The organism is Streptomyces sp. NBC_01410, assembly GCF_045040195.1.
Taxonomy (GTDB): domain Bacteria; phylum Actinomycetota; class Actinomycetes; order Streptomycetales; family Streptomycetaceae; genus Streptomyces.
Genome location: NZ_CP109530.1, coordinates 2,661,393 through 2,677,796 on the forward strand (window position 1 = coordinate 2,661,393; position 16,404 = coordinate 2,677,796).

The 16,404-nt window shown below is 70.7% G+C and carries 14 protein-coding genes; 9 read left to right on the top strand and 5 right to left on the bottom strand.

The genetic code is table 11. The annotated features are described in order from the left end of the window. Positions 1-405 precede the first annotated feature (405 nt). The 4 genes from OG741_RS12280 to OG741_RS12295 all read left to right on the top strand — a co-directional run bounded on the left by OG741_RS12280 (position 406) and on the right by OG741_RS12295 (position 4,758). On the top strand, positions 406-1,476 hold the full coding sequence (locus OG741_RS12280) for an energy-coupling factor transporter transmembrane component T (protein ID WP_405605532.1): 1,071 nt from the start codon (positions 406-408) through the stop codon (positions 1,474-1,476). Then, positions 1,473-3,194 (top strand): ABC transporter ATP-binding protein, encoded by a 1,722-nt coding sequence (locus tag OG741_RS12285; RefSeq protein ID WP_405596942.1) that lies wholly within the window; start codon positions 1,473-1,475, stop codon positions 3,192-3,194. The genes OG741_RS12280 and OG741_RS12285 overlap by 4 nt, the downstream gene beginning before the upstream one ends. Next, a complete protein-coding gene (locus OG741_RS12290; RefSeq protein ID WP_405596944.1) occupies positions 3,158-4,018 on the top strand; it encodes an ECF transporter S component in 861 nt (286 codons plus the stop codon). Before OG741_RS12285 ends, OG741_RS12290 begins: the two co-directional genes overlap by 37 nt. A gap of 317 nt (positions 4,019-4,335) precedes the next feature. Beyond that, on the top strand, positions 4,336-4,758 hold the full coding sequence (locus OG741_RS12295; protein ID WP_405596947.1) for a transglycosylase SLT domain-containing protein: 423 nt from the start codon (positions 4,336-4,338) through the stop codon (positions 4,756-4,758). Between the two features lie 96 nt (positions 4,759-4,854). Here OG741_RS12295 and OG741_RS12300 read toward each other — a convergent pair whose 3' ends face one another. Beyond that, complete coding sequence (locus tag OG741_RS12300; RefSeq protein WP_405596949.1) at positions 4,855-6,024, bottom strand: steroid 3-ketoacyl-CoA thiolase; 1,170 nt, start codon at positions 6,022-6,024, stop codon at positions 4,855-4,857. Positions 6,025-6,289: 265 nt separating this feature from the next. On the opposite strand from OG741_RS12300, the gene OG741_RS12305 reads away from it, so the two are divergent. Further along, entirely contained in the window at positions 6,290-7,546 is a 1,257-nt protein-coding gene (locus OG741_RS12305; protein WP_405596951.1) for a cytochrome P450, read from the top strand. A 212-nt stretch (positions 7,547-7,758) separates the two neighbouring features. Here OG741_RS12305 and OG741_RS12310 read toward each other — a convergent pair whose 3' ends face one another. Next, entirely contained in the window at positions 7,759-9,786 is a 2,028-nt protein-coding gene (locus tag OG741_RS12310; RefSeq protein ID WP_405596953.1) for a bifunctional glycosyltransferase 87/phosphatase PAP2 family protein, read from the bottom strand. Positions 9,787-10,037: 251 nt separating this feature from the next. Between OG741_RS12310 and OG741_RS12315 the strand changes: the two genes are divergently transcribed. Both OG741_RS12315 and OG741_RS12320 read left to right on the top strand, forming a co-directional pair. Beyond that, positions 10,038-11,120 (top strand): DUF2330 domain-containing protein, encoded by a 1,083-nt coding sequence (locus OG741_RS12315; RefSeq protein WP_405596955.1) that lies wholly within the window; start codon positions 10,038-10,040, stop codon positions 11,118-11,120. Positions 11,121-11,152: 32 nt separating this feature from the next. Then, positions 11,153-11,824, top strand: a complete 672-nt coding sequence (locus OG741_RS12320) for an O-methyltransferase (RefSeq protein ID WP_405596957.1) — start codon at positions 11,153-11,155, stop codon at positions 11,822-11,824. Positions 11,825-11,960: 136 nt separating this feature from the next. Here the strand turns inward: OG741_RS12320 and OG741_RS12325 are convergent, their stop codons facing one another. Next, positions 11,961-12,374, bottom strand: coding sequence for a DUF3291 domain-containing protein (locus tag OG741_RS12325; RefSeq protein ID WP_266476943.1), 414 nt, complete (start codon positions 12,372-12,374; stop codon positions 11,961-11,963). Positions 12,375-12,459: 85 nt separating this feature from the next. On the opposite strand from OG741_RS12325, the gene OG741_RS12330 reads away from it, so the two are divergent. Both OG741_RS12330 and OG741_RS12335 read left to right on the top strand, forming a co-directional pair. Next, complete coding sequence (locus OG741_RS12330) at positions 12,460-13,110, top strand: MerR family transcriptional regulator (protein ID WP_405596960.1); 651 nt, start codon at positions 12,460-12,462, stop codon at positions 13,108-13,110. Between the two features lie 229 nt (positions 13,111-13,339). Beyond that, positions 13,340-14,290 (top strand): BTAD domain-containing putative transcriptional regulator, encoded by a 951-nt coding sequence (locus OG741_RS12335; RefSeq protein WP_405596963.1) that lies wholly within the window; start codon positions 13,340-13,342, stop codon positions 14,288-14,290. A 67-nt stretch (positions 14,291-14,357) separates the two neighbouring features. Here the strand turns inward: OG741_RS12335 and OG741_RS12340 are convergent, their stop codons facing one another. Together OG741_RS12340 and OG741_RS12345 are read right to left on the bottom strand one after the other, a co-directional pair. Beyond that, positions 14,358-15,662 (bottom strand): NAD(P)/FAD-dependent oxidoreductase, encoded by a 1,305-nt coding sequence (locus OG741_RS12340; RefSeq protein WP_405596965.1) that lies wholly within the window; start codon positions 15,660-15,662, stop codon positions 14,358-14,360. An 8-nt stretch (positions 15,663-15,670) separates the two neighbouring features. Continuing rightward, positions 15,671-16,384, bottom strand: coding sequence for a 4'-phosphopantetheinyl transferase superfamily protein (locus OG741_RS12345; RefSeq protein WP_405596966.1), 714 nt, complete (start codon positions 16,382-16,384; stop codon positions 15,671-15,673). Between the last annotated feature and the right edge of the window lie 20 nt (positions 16,385-16,404).

The window sequence follows — 16,404 nt, forward strand, 5'->3', positions numbered from 1 at the left end:
CCCCGCGCACTGTGGCACCTCCACGTGCGGAGGGGCCGTGAAGGGTCGTCCCCGCGTTTCCAGGGTTCGTGGTGGACGTGGGCCAGGGGGCGTTGGTGGTTCCTGCACGGTGGGTGGCTCACGGGGGAACCCCCGATTGGCGGCCAGCACCGGGTGCTCAACGCGGACGCCTCATTGCCGCCCGACGCCGAGGAGTCGAGCCCGACGGGGCTTGTACCGGGTTCGTGGTGGACGTGGGCCAGGGGGCGTTGGTGGTTCCTGCACGGTGGGTGGCTTCGCGGGCGAACCGTTGCGCACCGCCGTCCCGGGAGCCGAACCGCGAACGCCAAACCCCGCACCGCGAACGCCAAACCCCGCCACCCCCGCCGGCCGAGGCTCGCGCCCGAGGCCAGTCGCAGTAACGCCCTGCACGCCGGGGCCTGGTGGCTCTGGGCCCTCGGGCTGGCCGTCGCCGCGTCGCGGACCACCAATCCGCTGCTCCTCGGACTCATCGTCGGCGTCGCCGGATACGTCGTCGCCGCGCGCCGCACCGACGCGCCCTGGGCCCGGTCCTACGGCGCCTTCGTCAAGCTCGGCCTTGTCGTCATCGCCGTCCGCGTCCTGTTCTCCGTCGTCCTCGGATCGCCCATCCCCGGCACGCACACCCTCCTCACCCTTCCCGAAGTCCCCCTCCCCGACTGGGCGAAGGGCATCCGCGTCGGCGGCCGGGTCTCGGCCGAGCAGCTGGTCTTCGCGCTGTACGACGGCGCGAAGCTCGCCACCCTCCTCATCTGCGTCGGCGCGGCCAACTCCCTCGCCAACCCCGCGCGTCTGCTCAAGTCCCTGCCGGGCGCGCTGTACGAGGCCGGTGTCGCCGTCGTCGTGGCCATGACCTTCGCGCCGAACATGGTCGCCGACGTCGTGCGCCTGCGTACCGCCCGCCGACTGCGCGGACGCCCCACCGGCGGCATCAAGGCGCTCGTCCAGATCGGACTGCCCGTCCTGGAGGGCGCGCTGGAGCGTTCCGTCGCCGTCGCCGCGTCGATGGACGCGCGCGGATACGGGCGTACCGCCCAGGTGCCGCCCGCCGTACGGCACACCACCACCGCCCTCACCCTCGGCGGTCTCCTCGGCGTCTGTGTCGGTTCGTACGGGCTGCTCGACCCGACGAGCCTCGCCTACGGGGTGCCTCTGCTGGTCGCGGGGCTCGCGGCGGCGGCGGCGGGCGGCCTCTGGCTCGGCGGCCGCCGCTCCGTACGCACCCGCTACCGCCCCGACCGCTGGGGGCCTCGGGCCTGGCTGGTCGCGGGCTCCGGCGCGGCGGTCGCGGCCCTGATGATCCGGGCGAGCGTGTACGCCCCCGAGGCCCTGCACCCCGGCGTCGTACCGCTGACCGCGCCCACGCTTCCCCTCTTGCCCGCGGCGAGCATCCTCATCGGGCTGCTGCCCGCATTCGTCGCACCCGCCCCCGCGCAGCCTTCGCAGGAGAAACCGTGATCCGCTTCGAAGACGTGTCGGTGACCTACGGCGACGCGGACGCGCCCGCGATCCGCGGCGTCGATCTGACCGTCCCCGAGGGCGAGTTGGTGCTGCTCGTCGGCCCGTCCGGCGTCGGCAAGTCGACCCTGCTCGGCACCGTGTCCGGGCTCGTCCCGCACTTCACCGGCGGCACCCTCCGCGGGCGCGTCACCGTCGGCGGCCGCGACACCCGCACCCACAGGCCCCGCGAACTCGCCGACCTCGTCGGCACGGTGGGCCAGGACCCGCTCGCCCACTTCGTCACCGACACGGTCGAGGACGAGCTGGCGTACGGGATGGAGTCGCTCGGCCTCGCCCCGGACGTGATGCGCCGCCGGGTCGAGGAGACGCTGGACCTCCTCGGGCTGGCCGAGCTGCGCGACCGGCCGATCGCGACGCTGTCCGGGGGTCAGCAGCAGCGGGTCGCGATCGGCTCGGTGCTGACCCCGCACCCCGGGGTGCTGGTCCTCGACGAGCCGACGTCGGCGCTGGACCCGGCGGCGGCGGAGGAGGTGCTGGCGGTGCTGCAGCGGCTCGTGCACGACCTCGGTACGACGGTGCTGATGGCCGAGCACCGGCTCGAGAGGGTGGTGCAGTACGCGGACCAGGTCATCCTGCTGCCCGCGCCGGGGGCGGCCCCGGTCATGGGCGCTCCGGCGGACATCATGGCGGTTTCGCCGGTGCGGCCGCCGGTGGTGGCGCTGGGTCGCCTGGCGGGGTGGGACCCGCTGCCGCTGTCGGTACGGGACGCGAGGCGCAGGGCGGGTGCGCTGCGGGAGCGCCTGGCGGGGCTTTCCCCCACCTCGCCCTCCCCCAGACTCCGTCCGGGGACGCCCCCAACCTCCCCAGTCCTCCATCGCCGGACGGGCTGGTTTTCCCGGCGAACCGGCGGGAAAACAGCCCCGCCGGCGTTTGAGGCGCGGGGTCTGGGGCGGAGCCCCAGCAACGGCCCGCTCGCCCGGGCCACCGCACTCACCGTCCGCCGTGACCGCGTCGAAGCTCTCCGTGACGTCGGCCTCACGGTCGCGCCCGGTGAGGCCATCGCCCTCATGGGACGCAACGGCGCCGGGAAGTCCACCCTCCTCGCCGCCCTCGTCGGCATGATCGAGCCCACCTCCGGCACCGTCCTGGTCGGTGGCCGGACGCCCCACCGCACCCACCCGCGCGAGATGGTCCGCCGGGTCGGTCTCGTACCGCAGGAGCCGCGCGATCTGCTGTACGCGGACACGGTGGGGGCCGAGTGCGCGGCCGCCGACACCGACGCGGGCGCAGCGCCCGGCACCTGCCGCGACCTGGTCGGCGAGCTGCTTCCCGGCCTGGCGGACGCCACTCACCCCCGCGATCTGTCCGAGGGGCAGCGCCTCGCGCTCGCGCTCGCGGTCGTGCTGACCGGCAGGCCCCCGCTGCTGCTGCTCGACGAGCCGACCCGTGGCCTGGACTACGCCGCGAAGGCGCGGCTGGTCGCCGTGCTGAAGGGCCTCGCCGCCGAGGGCCACGCCATCGTCCTGGCCACCCACGACGTGGAACTGGCCGCCGAGCTCGCGCACCGCGTGGTGATCCTGGCCGACGGCGAGGTCGTCGCGGACGGCCCGACCGCCGAGGTCGTGGTGTCGTCCCCCGCCTTCGCTCCGCAGGTCGCCAAGATCCTGGCTCCTCAGCCGTGGCTGACCGTCGCCCAGGTCGAGGAGGCCCTGTGAGCGCCCGCGCCCGCGCGATCAGGCTCGGCCCGCGTTCCATCGCCGCCCTCGTCCTGATCAGTGGTATCGGTGTGATCGCCTTCGGCTGGCCGCTGCTCGCCGACGCCGATTCCGGGCTGGCCCACTCCGCCGACGCCCCCTGGCTCTTCGCCGCACTGCTGCCGCTGCTCGTCGCCGTCGTCGTGGCGACGATCGCCGACACCGGTATGGACGCCAAGGCGGTGGCGATGCTCGGCGTGCTGGCGGCGGTCGGCGCGGCGCTGCGGCCTCTCGGCGCGGGCACGGCGGGCCTGGAGCCCATGTTCTTCCTGATGGTGCTGAGCGGCCGGGTCCTCGGCCCGGGCTTCGGCTTCGTCCTGGGTTCGGTCACGATGTTCGCGTCCGCCCTGCTCACGGGCGGTGTGGGCCCCTGGATGCCGTTCCAGATGCTGGCGATGGGCTGGTTCACGATGGGCGCCGGGCTCCTGCCGGGCCCGGACCGGATGCGCGGGCGGGCCGAACTGGCGATGCTCGGGCTCTACGGCGCGGTCGCGGCGTTCGCGTACGGCACGGTCATGAACCTGCAGGGCTGGACGTACATCGGCGGCCTGTCCTCCGGGATCTCCTTCCATCCCGGCGATCCGGTCCACGAGAACCTGGTCCGCTTCCTCGCCTACTGCGCTGCGACCTCCTTCGGCTGGGACCTGGGCCGCGCCGCGCTCACCGTCGTCCTGACCCTCACCATCGGCTCCACCGTCCTCAAGGCGCTGCGCCGGGCCACGCGACGCGCCAACTTCGAGGCGCAGGTCACATTCGAGGCCCCCGGAAGGGTCCCTCCGGCGTGAGCCGCCCCACATGACCTGGGTCCCGTACTAGGCGGAGTAGGAGCCTTCCGGCACCCCGGACAAACCGCGTCATTGCGGCGGCGACCTGTACGAACGCGGCCCGTCAAGCCCCCCGGGCAGGTCACCCCGGGTGCGACCTCCACTAGTAACAGCGCTGTTTGCGAGGGTCTGATCCGCTCGCTAGAACTGTTCAGGTCGCAAGGCGCCAACGGGCTCGCCACAGAGCCGCCGCGCCACTCGGGCGGCCGGAATCCCTCGTACGTACGAGAGTCCGGCATGCCCGTGCGACCGCCCTGTTCCCGACGTTAGGCCTCTCTGTGTCCCGCTCGATCGTCCGCCGCATCGCCAACCGTCCGAAGACCGCTCTGGTCGGCTCCGCTCTCGTGCTGAGCTCGGCCGCCATGGTGCTGGGCGCCAACCCGGCCTCGGCCGCCGCCGCTCCCTCGCAGACGGGGCCGGCGAAGGCGATCGCCCAGCAGATGATCAAGGACGACGCGCAGTTCGAGTGCTTCAGCAACATCGTGTCGCACGAGAGCGGCTGGGACTCCAACGCCTCCAACCCGTCCTCCGGTGCGTACGGCCTGGTCCAGGCGCTGCCCGGCAGCAAGATGGCCTCCGCAGGCGCGGACTGGAAGACCAACCCCAAGACGCAGATCGAGTGGGGCCTGGACTACATGAACGAGCGCTACGGCAGCCCGTGCGGCGCGTGGTCCGCGTGGCAGTCCCAGGGCTGGTACTGAGCCCATTAGCCCGTCCGGCGTTTGAGGACATGCGGCCGAAGGTCGCATACGGGGGTCTGGGGGCCTGCCCCCAGCACGGGCCCCCCAGCGCGTGATCTACAGGCGCTGGATGATCGTGCCCGTCGCCAGCGCACCCCCCGCGCACATCGTCACCAGCGCGAACTCCTTGTCCCTGCGCTCCAGTTCATGCAGCGCCGTCGTGATCAGCCGCGCCCCGGTCGCCCCCACGGGGTGCCCGATCGCGATCCCGCCACCGTTGACGTTGACCTTCTCCAGGTCCTGTTCGAAGACCTGCGCCCAGCTCAGCACCACTGACGCGAAGGCCTCGTTGACCTCCACCAGGTCGATGTCCCTGAGCGACATCCCCGCCTTGCCGAGCACTGCCCGCGTCGCGTCGATCGGCCCGTCCAGGTGGTAGTGCGGGTCCGCGCCGACCAGTGCCTGGGCGACGATCCGCGCGCGCGGCTTCAGCTTCAGCGCGCGTGCCATCCGCTTCGACGCCCACATGATCGCCGCCGCGCCGTCGGAGATCTGTGAGGAGTTGCCCGCGGTGTGCACGGCGGTCGGCATGACCGGCTTCAGCCGGGCCAGCGCCTCCATGCTGGTGTCCCGCAGTCCCTCGTCGCGGTCGACGAGGCGCCACATGCCCTGTCCTGCGGCCTGTTCCTCCTCCGTCGTCGGCACCTGCACGGCGAATGTCTCGCGCTTGAAGCGCTCCTCGGACCAGGCGACGGCCGCCCGTTCCTGTGACAACAGCCCCAGGGAGTCCACCCGTTCGCGCGTGAGTCCGCGATGGCGCGCGATGCGCTCGGCAGCCTCGAACTGGTTGGGCAGGTCGACGTTCCACTCGTCGGGGAAGGGCTTTCCGGGCCCGTGCTTGGACCCGCTGCCCAGCGGCACCCGCGACATCGCCTCGACGCCGCAGCTGATGCCGACGTCGATGACGCCGGCCGAGATCATGTTGGCGACCATGTGGCTGGCCTGCTGCGAGGATCCGCACTGGCAGTCCACGGTCGTCGCCGCGGTCTCGTACGGAAGCCCCATCGCCAGCCAGGCGTTGCGCGCGGGGTTCATGGACTGTTCGCCGGCGTGGGTGACGGTGCCGCCCACCACCTGCTCGACGCAGTCGGCGTGGATGCCGGTGCGGCCGAGGAGTTCGCGGTAGGTCTCGCCCAGGAGGTAGGCGGGATGGAGGTTGGCGAGCGCGCCTCCGCGCTTGCCGATCGGAGTGCGTACTGCTTCGACGATGACGGGTTCCGCGGCCATGAGCTCGTCCTCTCCTCACCCAGCCGCTGGGCGTCCCGGCGCCTCGCAGCTGGAACTAGTACGCGTTCTAGTTCTTGGTGCAGTCTGATGAGAGTTACCCCCGGTACGCAAGACTCTTGCACGCCTCCGCTGCGAGCGCCGCAGGCAACAGAACCCGCCATGGCCCTTGCCACTTGTAGAACTCGTTACTACCTTTCGGTCAACTTCTGATGGGTCGTCAGACAAATCCGTGTCACCGACACCGCCGCCGGACCTGGAGTTGACCTTGAAGCTGCCGAAGGACTGCCCCCATCTGCCCGAAGGGTTCGACTTCACCGATCCCGATCTGCTCCACGCCCGTATCCCCTACCCGGAGTTCGCCGAGTTGCGGCAGACCGCCCCGGTCTGGTGGTGCGCGCAACCGGCCGGCATCTCCGGCTTCCAGGACGAGGGCTACTGGGTCGTTACCCGGCACGCCGACGTCAAGCACGTCTCCACACATCCCGAACTGTTCTCCTCCAACACCAACACGGCCGTCATCCGCTTCAACGAGTCCATCAGCCGCGACCAGATCGAGGTCCAGAAGCTGATCATGCTCAACATGGACCCGCCGGAGCACACCCGCGTACGCCAGATCGTCCAGCGCGGCTTCACCCCGCGGGCCGTCCGCTCCCTGGAGCAGGCCCTGCGCAGTCGCGCCCGCGCCATCGTCGAGACCGCGCTGGCGGGTGCGAAGGACGGCGGCAGCTTCGACTTCGTCACCAACATCGCCGTCGAACTCCCGCTCCAGGCGATCGCCGAGCTCATCGGCGTACCGCAGGAGGACCGCACCAAGATCTTCGACTGGTCCAACAAGATGGCGGCCTACGACGATCCCGAGTACGCGATCACCGAGGAGATCGGCGCCGAGGCGGCGATGGAGATCGTCTCGTACTCGATGAACCTCGCCGCAGCCCGCAAGGAGTGCCCGGCCAAGGACATCGTCAGCCAGCTGGTCGCCGCGGAGGACGAAGGCAACCTCTCCAACGACGAGTTCGGCTTCTTCGTGATCCTGCTGGCGGTGGCCGGCAACGAGACGACGCGCAACGCCATCAGCCACGGCATGCACGCCTTCCTCACCCATCCCGGTCAGTGGGAGCTCTACAAGCGCGAACGCCCGGAGACCGCCGCCGAGGAGATCGTGCGCTGGGCGACGCCCGTGGTCTCCTTCCAGCGCACCGCCACACAGGATCTCGAACTGGGCGGGCGGCAGATCAAGAAGGGCGACCGGGTCGGACTCTTCTACTCGTCGGCCAACAACGACCCCGAAGTCTTCGACGCCCCCGAGCAGTTCGACATCACCCGCGACCCGAACCCGCACCTCGGCTTCGGCGGCGGAGGCCCGCACTTCTGCCTCGGCAAGTCCCTCGCGGTCATGGAGATCAACCTGATCTTCAACGCGATAGCGGACGTTCTGCCCGACCTCCGCCTGGCGGGCGACCCCCGCCGACTGCGCTCGGCCTGGCTCAACGGCATCAAGGAGCTCCAGGTCAGCCACGGCTGACGAGCCGAGCCGTGGGAGGCAGGGGCTCCGATCCCACGCCCCGCCCCTGCCTCCCGCCGGAACGCACCTCATGGATCCCCGAGTGGCGGAACCGGCGCCGCCGGCGGATCCTGGCAAGACGCGACGATCCACCCCAGGGGGTACGGGACTTCCCGTACCCCCTGGGGCCACGCATGTTCGCGTACTACGTCGGTGCGGCGGCTGTTCGTGTACTACTTCGGTGCGGCCGCGACCGGCGTTTCCGCCTGCGCGGCGGCATCCGCCCTCGCGTGCGGCAGCGCGCCTCCCGGCAGCCTCAGCTGCCGCCGCCCGGCCAGCAGATAGGTCAGGCCGAAGCCCGCGCCGACGACCGCGGCGCCGCCCGCCGCGTCCAGAACCCAGTGGTTCGCCGTGGCGACGATCGCACAGACCGTGAACAGCGGGTGGAGCAGGCCGAGCAGCTTCATCCACAGCTTGGGCGCGAGGACGAGGATGACGAGCCCGCACCACAGGGACCAGCCGAAGTGCAGCGAGGGCATCGCCGCGTACTGGTTGGTGACCGCGGTCATCGCTCCGTAGTCCGGGTTGGCGAGGTCCTGCGGGCCGTGGACCGTGTCGATGTAGTCCATGCCGGGCATCAGGCGCGGCGGGGCCAGCGGGTAGAGCCAGAAGCCGAGCAGCGCGAGGAGCGTGGCGAAGGCGAGTGAGGCGCGCGCCCAGCGGTAGTCGGCGGGGCGGCGGGCGTACAGGACGCCGAGGATGGTCAGCGGCACCACGAAGTGGAAGGACGTGTAGTAGAAGTCGAAGAAGGCCTCGGCCCACTTCGCCTTCACCACCGCGTGGTTGATCCAGTGCTCGACGTCGATGCCGAGCGCCTGCTCGATGTCGAAGATCTGGCGGCCGTGCTCCTCGGCGGCGGCGACGCCGCCGGTCGCGGCGGCGCGGATGTGCGAGTAGGCGGAGTAGCCGACCCGGATCACCAGGAGTTCGAGCAGCAGGTTGGGGCGGCTGATCACGCGGCGCCAGTAGGGCAGCAGCGGCACCCGGCTCCAGCGGGCGGGGGCCGGGATCGCGTACCGGGTGGGGACGGGCCGGCGGAAGTACGGCGAGGTGCGCGGCATGAAGGGCACCGCGCAGGCCGCGGCGAGAGCCGCTACCAGCAGCACGTTGTCGCGTACGGGATAGAGCACCACCATGTTGGGCAGCAGCATCTTCCCGGGCAGGGTCATCGCCAGGATGATCAGGACCGGCCACAGCATGCGGTCGGAGGCCCGCTTGCCGACGCGGCCGACGACGGCGAGCAGCACCCACAGGAGCTGGTGCTGCCAGGCGGTGGGCGAGACGGCGACGGCCACGCAGCCCGTCAGGGCGACGGCGAGAAGCAGCTGGCCGTCCTCGGCGTAGCGGACGGCGCGGCGCAGGCCGACGAGGCAGACGGCGACGGCGAGCGCGATGTAGACGGAGATTTCGAGGGGGCCCTCCAGGCCGAAGCGGAGGAGGGCTCCGTGGAGGGACTGGTTGGCGAGGCTGTCCGGGCTGGCGCCGAGCCCCGCGCCCGCTACGTGGTGGACCCAGTACGTCCAGGAGTCGCCGGGCAGCGTGGCCCAGGCGAGCCCCGAGCACAGCGCGAAGGTGCCGGCCGAGGTGACGGCGGCGCGTCTGCGTCCGGTGAACCAGAACAGCGGCGCGAACAGCAGGACGGTGGGCTGCAGGGCGGCGCCGATACCGATCAGTAGGCCGGAGGATCTCTCGCCGCGGACGGCGAAGCAGCCGAGCAGCACCAGCAGGACCGGGATGATGCTGGTCTGCCCGAGGTAGAAGCTGTTGCGCACGGGCAGCGACAGCATCAGCAGGCTGATGGCAATGGGCGTCGCGAGGACGGTGCTGCGGCGCGACACGGGGCCCGGCAGGGCGCGGGCCACGACCAGGCCGATGCCGACGACGAGCAGGAGCGTGCCGAAGGTCCAGGCGACGCCGAGGCTCTGCTCGGCGGAGTGCGCGAGTGGTTTGAGCACCAGCCCGGCGAAGGGCGTACCGGTGAACTTGTCCGCGTCGTAGAGCGAGCCCTTCAGACGCAGGACACCGTTCTCGCCGATCCAGGTCTCCAGGTCGGTGAGCCGCTCACCGGGTGGCTGCCGGAGCACCGCTGCCGTCTGCCGTATCGCGAGTACGGCGGCTACGAGCCACAGTGCGACCCTGGCAGCACCCATCCTCGAGTCCGTCGTCGCACTCCCGTGCACACTGTGCTCCGCGTTCGCCACCTCGCGCCGAGCCTCCCCTGCGTTGTGTAGTCCGTCCCGGATTTGCGATCCATAGAGGGTCGCACTGCCCCATGAGGGAGACTCAGGCAACCCCCTCTTCGCCTGAGTGTCACTCCGTTTTGACTGATTATCTCGCTGAACGGCACCGGAACCATGTGGTCCGCGGCCTCGTCACAGGAAGCATGCGGGGGAACATACAAGACTTCAGGCCTGGCCACTTGCCGGGTCGCAGGCGACAGAAAACGCTGTTCGTGGTGCTGGCGCTGCTCGCGCTGCAGCTCGGCTCGCTGATCAGCCCGGCGTACGCCTGCGGCTGCGGCGCGATGGTCCCGGGCCGCGGGTCCCATATGGCAGTCGACCGGGAAACCTCGGTGGTCGGCTGGGACGGCCGTACAGAGCAGATCGTCATGCGCTTCACGGTTGACGGGGACGCCCCGAAGGCTGCGTGGATCATGCCCGTGCCCAGCCGGGCGACGGTCGAGCTCGGTGACGCGGCCCTTTTCGAGAAGCTGGAGACGGTCACCGCGCCCGCACACCGCAAGCGGCACTACTTCTGGCCGCGGGCCAGGGACTGGCCCTTCTCGGGCACGGACACGGACAGCGCGGGCGACTCGGCGCCGAGGGCCGGGGCCCCGGTGGGCGTCGTGGGGCGCGAGCGCCTCGGCGACTTCGATGTCGCACGTCTGACGGCGACGGATCCTGGGGCGCTGCGAAGCTGGCTGGAAAGCAACGGCTTCGAGCTGCCGGACGGGCTGGCGCGCGAGCTGAAGCCGTACGTCGAGCAGAAGTGGGAGTACGTCGCCGTACGGCTGGCGCCGGACGCGGAGGGCGCGGTGCTGCGCGGCACCCTCGATCCGCTGCGGCTGCGCTTCGCCAGCGCGAAGCTGATCTATCCGATGCGGCTGTCGCGGCTCGCGAAGACCGCGCAGTCGCTGGGCCTGTACGTCCTCGCGCCGCACCGGATGGAGCCGCGGAGCTCGATCGGCGGGAACCGGCCGGAGGTCACGTACGCGGGGAAGGTCGAACCGGACGGGCCGCTGGGTGGGTTCACCGGCGGCCGGGAGACCTTTCTGACGGCCCTGGACCAGAGCTTCCCCGAGCCGGAGCGGATCGACGACGACCATGAGCTTCGCGCGGCGGGGGCGGACACCCCGTTCCGTCGGGTGGTGTACGAGGACGAACTGCTGACGGCGGGCGGTGTGCCGGTGTGGCTGCTGACGGTGGGCGGGGGCCTGGTGGTGCTGGTGGGCGCCGGAGTGTGGCGGACGACGACACGGCGGAGGAGGCCGGTGCTGCCGCCGCCGCCCGTCCATGCGCCGCCGCCGTTGCCCTGAAAACTCCCGCCCGCCTGAAATAGGTTGGGCGTATGACCCAGGAGCAGTGGAACGCAGTCGACCGCTATGTCACCGATCTCCTCGTACCCGACGACGAAGCCCTGACCGCGGCCCTCGCGGCGAGCGACGCGGCCGGGCTGCCCGCCATCAATGTCGCCCCGAACCAGGGCAAGATGCTGCATCTGCTGGCAAGGATCCAGGGGGCGCGAACCGTCCTGGAGATCGGCACGCTCGGCGGCTACAGCACGATCTGGCTGGCCAGGGCGCTGCCGGAGGAGGGCAGGCTGATCTCCCTGGAGTACAGCCCCGACAACGCGGAGGTCGCCCGCGCGAACCTCGCGCACGCGGGCCTCGACAAGATCGCGGAGGTACGGGTGGGCCCGGCCCTGGAGACCCTGCCGAAGCTGGTGCAGGAGCCGGGGGCGGGGCCGTTCGACCTGGTCTTCATCGACGCGGACAAGCAGAACAACGCGCACTACGTGGAGTGGGCGCTGAAGCTCACGCGCCCCGGCAGCCTGATCATCGTCGACAACGCGATCCGCGGCGGCGGGGTGGTGGACGCGGACCGGGCGGACCCGGCGATCGCGGGGACGCGGGCGATGTATGAGCTGGTGGCGCGGGAGGAGAGGCTGGAGGCGACGGCGGTGCAGACGGTGGGGACGAAGGGGTGGGACGGGTTCTTGCTGGCGCGGGTCGTCGCCTGAGGCGGTTGCGCCGGCGGGCCTTCCCGTAACCGGGGCTCCGCCCCGGACCCCGCTCCTCAAACGCCGGACGGGCTGATTACTCAGCCCGTCCGTTGGTGCCCCGGCCCGGGGACGGGGGCGACCCCGGGCCGGGAGTTCAGGTGGTGCGGTTCGCGTCCGCACGGGCCTGCTCGTCGATGCGGCGCTTCGCGTCCTTCCAGGAGATCGGCAGCTCCTCCACCGGCACCTCCCAGAACGTGAACGTAGACCCGCTCATCGTGGACCGCAGGCCGGTCATCACGCTCTTGTGGGGCTCCGTGCGCGCGTACTTGTACAGCGCGTCCCTGTCCTCCCAGGCCGAGAGGGTGAAGAAGACCCCCTTGAACAGCTGGGCCTCCAGGGACGCCCCGAGGGCTCCGGGCGCGGACCGCACCTGGCCCCAGGCGGAGAGGGACTTCAGGAAGAAGCGCGGCACGTCCTTCTTGGACTTCACCTCGAGACGCGAGGCCATGACGAAGGCGCGGGTGTCGGGTCGGGCAGGGTTCGGCGTCGTCCAAGGAAGAGTCGGCACGGTATCCTCGCATCCACAGTTGGTGAGTGGCAGTATCTATATTAGACAGTGAAGCTGCCCAATTGCCAGTGGGAAGCGGGACCAGGTGCGAATTTCCGAGTTGAGCCGCCGCAGCGGGGTAGCAACCGCGACGATCAAGTACTACCTGCGCGAAGGGCTGCTGCCGCCCGGCCGCGCCACCGCCGCGACCCAGGCGGAGTACGGCGAGTCGCATGTGCAGCGCCTCCGGCTGATCCGCGCCCTGATCGGGGTGCGGGGTCTGACCGTCAGTGCCGCCAAGGACGTACTCGACGCCCTCTCCGACGTCGAGACGGACACCCATGACCTGCTCGGGCTCGTCTTCGGTGTCTGGCCCGCCTCAGGTGCCAAGGACTCCGCTGCCAAGGACTCCGCCGCGAAGGACGAGGACCCCGACTCGGACAGCTCCGAAGTGAGTGCGCTGCTGGCCGAGATGGGCTGGAACGTCTCGGAGCACAACCCCGCCCGGCAGGTCATATCCCAGACACTGGACACCCTCAGATCGCTCGGTATGGACTACGACTGGCAGAACCTCGTTCCGTACGCGCAGCTCGCCGAAAAGACCGCCGTTCTGGATCTCGATCAGCTCCAGGATCCGGCCGAGCCGATCGAAAAGGCCGAGCGTGCCGTCCTGTTGACGTTCCTGCTCGAACCGGCGCTGCTGGCCCTGCGCCGGCTCGCGCAGGAAGCCGAGTCAACCGTCAGGTACCGCGGCTGACAGCACTTCCGGCGCTGCGCCTACTTCACCACGCGACGCCCGCCCGGACGTGAGTGATCAGTACTCACATGGCTGGAAAGCCACGTGCCCCCCGGGGCCCGGCGCACCCGGCTCGCGGCGGCGAAGGTGAGTACCCATGACTCAGGCCCGGCCTGCCCGCCGGGTGGTCTGCTCGTGAGCTGAACGCAACACGGCGAACGCCGTGGACGGCGCACGGGGAGGCAAGAGCATGCAGTTCCGGATTCTGGGCTCGCCCGAGTTGTACGACGAGAAGCGGCACCGGCGCATCCCACTGACCAGCCCCAAGCAGAGACTGCTTCTCGGCACTCTGCTCGCCCGTCCCAACTCCCCCGTTCCGAGGGAGCGGCTGATCCGGGAACTGTGGGGCGCGCTGCCCCCGCGAAAGGCGCGCAACACGCTCAACGCCCATGTCTCCGGGCTCCGCAAGGTCCTCCTCGAGGTGGAGCCCGAGCGTGCCCACACACCGCGCATCGTCGCCAGGGCGGCGGGCTATCTGCTGGAGGCCCGCCCGGCGGAGACGGACAGCGGCCGGTTCTGCCTGGCCGTGGCGCAGGCCCAGCGCATGGCGCAGGACGATCCGCGCGGTGCGTACGACTCGCTGCGCAGGGCGCTCGGGCTCTGGCGCGGCAACGCGCTGGAGGGCGGCTCCCACGGTCCTGTCTGCGCGGCGCTGGTCGCCCAGTTGGAGGAGGAGCGGCAGCAGGCTCTGGAAATCCTCTTCGACTGCGCGCTGCGCACCGGGGAGCACCGTGGCATCATCCCGGAGCTGGAGGAACTGACCGCCGCGCACCCGCTGCGCGAGCGTTTCCACGACCAGTTGATGCTGGCCCTGTGCCGCTGCGGGCGCGGGGCGGACGCGATCCGTGTCTATACGCGGGCCCGCCGGCGGCTGACCGCGGCGAACGGCGGCACTCCCCTGCTGACCGCGCGTCTTGAGCAGATCAGCGTGCAGGCGCCCGCGTTGTTCGCGCACGAGACGGAACGTCCCGATGCCAGGAAGCGCGCCCGGGTGACGTCGCCTGCGGCCGGCGGGCGCGAAATCGACCGGCTGCGGCAGGAGATGAACCAGATCGAGGCGGAACAGCAGACGGCCCGGTCGGTCGTCGGCTATCTGACGAACATCCTCAGCGGGCAGGCTCTGCGCACAGGGGGCGCATGATCCGCACACACCAAGCGCCCCTGCGTACCGGACGCGGTACGCAGGGGCGCTTGTGTATTCCGGGGGATCAGAGTTCGCGGATGAGCTGGGCCGCGATCTCCATTCCGGAGGAGTAGCCGGCCTCGTGGGAGCCGATCTGGTCCACGCCGTGCCGCTTGGCGTGGAAGTAGGAGCCGCACAGCTTCACGCGGGTTCCCTCATTGACGTTGTAGATGTCGTTCTGCATTTCGCGCACATCGACATTGATGATCGGGTGCGTGTACGGGAATTCCGCGATCACCGTCGCCGGGTCGACCTCTCCCGGGTAGTCGAGGGTGACGAAGTAGTCCTTCTCGGCGGTGAATCCGTGCAGCTTGTTCATGTAGTAGGCGACAAACGTCCTGGGCTGTCCGCCGACCTCGACCTTGCCGTAGTTCCAGGCCTCCCAGCGGCTCTTGTCCTCGGGCACCACGGAGGGGTCGGTGTGCAGGATGACCTTGGAGGAGTTGTACTCCACCTTGGAGAGCACCTCGTGCTGGCGCTCGGTGGGGTTGTCGAGCATCGCGAGCGCCTCGTCCGCGTGGGCGCCGACCACCACGTAGTCGAACTTCTCGCTGCCCTTGTCCGTGGTCACCGTGACGCCGTCGGCCTCCTGGTGGATGCGGCTGACGGCCTCGCCCAGGCGGACCTCGGGACCGATCGCGGCGATCGCCTTGCGTACGTAGGAGATCGAACCGCCGCCCACCGTCCGCCAGTCCACGTGCTGGCCGCCCAGACCACCCTCGTCGTGGCCCATGAAGAAGGCGATCGCGGTGCTCGCCGGCATCTCCCAGATCAGCTCGGCGGGAATCGACCAGACCGCCGAGCAGAGCAGGATCACGTACGAGTGACGGAAGGCCTGGCTGTATCCGCCGCGGTCGAGGTACTCACCGAGCGGAATGTCGGCCCGCTTGCGGACGAAGTCCTTGCGGCCCTCGGTGTGGAAGCGCCTGGCCTCCTGCCAGATGGTCAGGAACTCCTCGGAGTAACGCCCGGCCACCTCCTCCTCGCTGAGGCCGAGCTCCTTCGTGCCGTACTCGAGACCGGAGTCCAGGTCGAAGAAGTTGAAGGCCCCGCGGTGCTCGACGGCATCGACGCCCAGCTCGTCGAAGAACTCGCAGAGGTTGGTGTAGGCGGGACGGTTGAAGACGACGAAGGCCGTGTCGATGCCGAGGATCTTCCCGTTCTCCTCGACCTCGACGGTGTTGGCGTGCCCGCCGAGGCGGTCCTCCCGCTCGAAGACGGTGATCCGGGCGCGGTCGCGCAGGTGATAGGCGGCGGAGATGCCGGCGACGCCGGCACCGACGACGGCGACTCGTGGGGTGGTGGGCTGCGGCATGAGCTTGTCCTTCATGGTCGGTCTCATACGTACGAGAGGTCGGAGAGGTCTGTGCGGCGCAGGGCACCTGGCCGCCCGTTCTCTGTGGCGACGGCCAGGACGTGCCCCGGGCCGGGGTGGAGCAGGTCGAACCACCAGCGGGCATCGGTCCCCGCCGGCTGCTCCGGGTCGTGCACGGCGATCCGGTCCGCGGTACGCGGCGCGAAGGAGAAGCCGCCGAGGCCCCGGGACAACCCGGTGCCCAGGGCCTTGAGATACGCCTCCTTCAGCACCCAGAACTCACTGACCAGGGCCGCCCGGACGCCGGGAGCGGCGGCGGCGAGCTCCGCGCGTTCGGCGGGGGCGAGCCGGTGGGCGAGATGGGTCATCAGGCGGTCGGTGGAGGGAGTGGGGCTCACGTCGACCCCGCAGCCGCGCCCCTGGGTGACGACGCACGCGATGAGGCCTTCGGTGTGGGAGAGGTTGAAGCGCACACCCTCCTCGGGCTCCGGTTCGGGGCGCCCGAATTCGCCGGTGCGAAAGCGCCACCGGTCGGGCGGGCGGCCGGTGCGGGCGCTGAGCGCGTAACGGCACAGCAGCCGGGCACCGAGGTACCGGCGCCGCGCTCCCGCGGTGAGCCGCCGTTCCAGCCCGGCGCGTTCCGGCGCCGTGAGCAGCCGCGTCCCGCCGAGCGCCGTGGCGAAGCGGTCCACGGCGTGCTCGGGCAGCAGCCACAGGAACGTCGGGTCGGGATGCATCGGCGTCGGTCCCCGGCCGG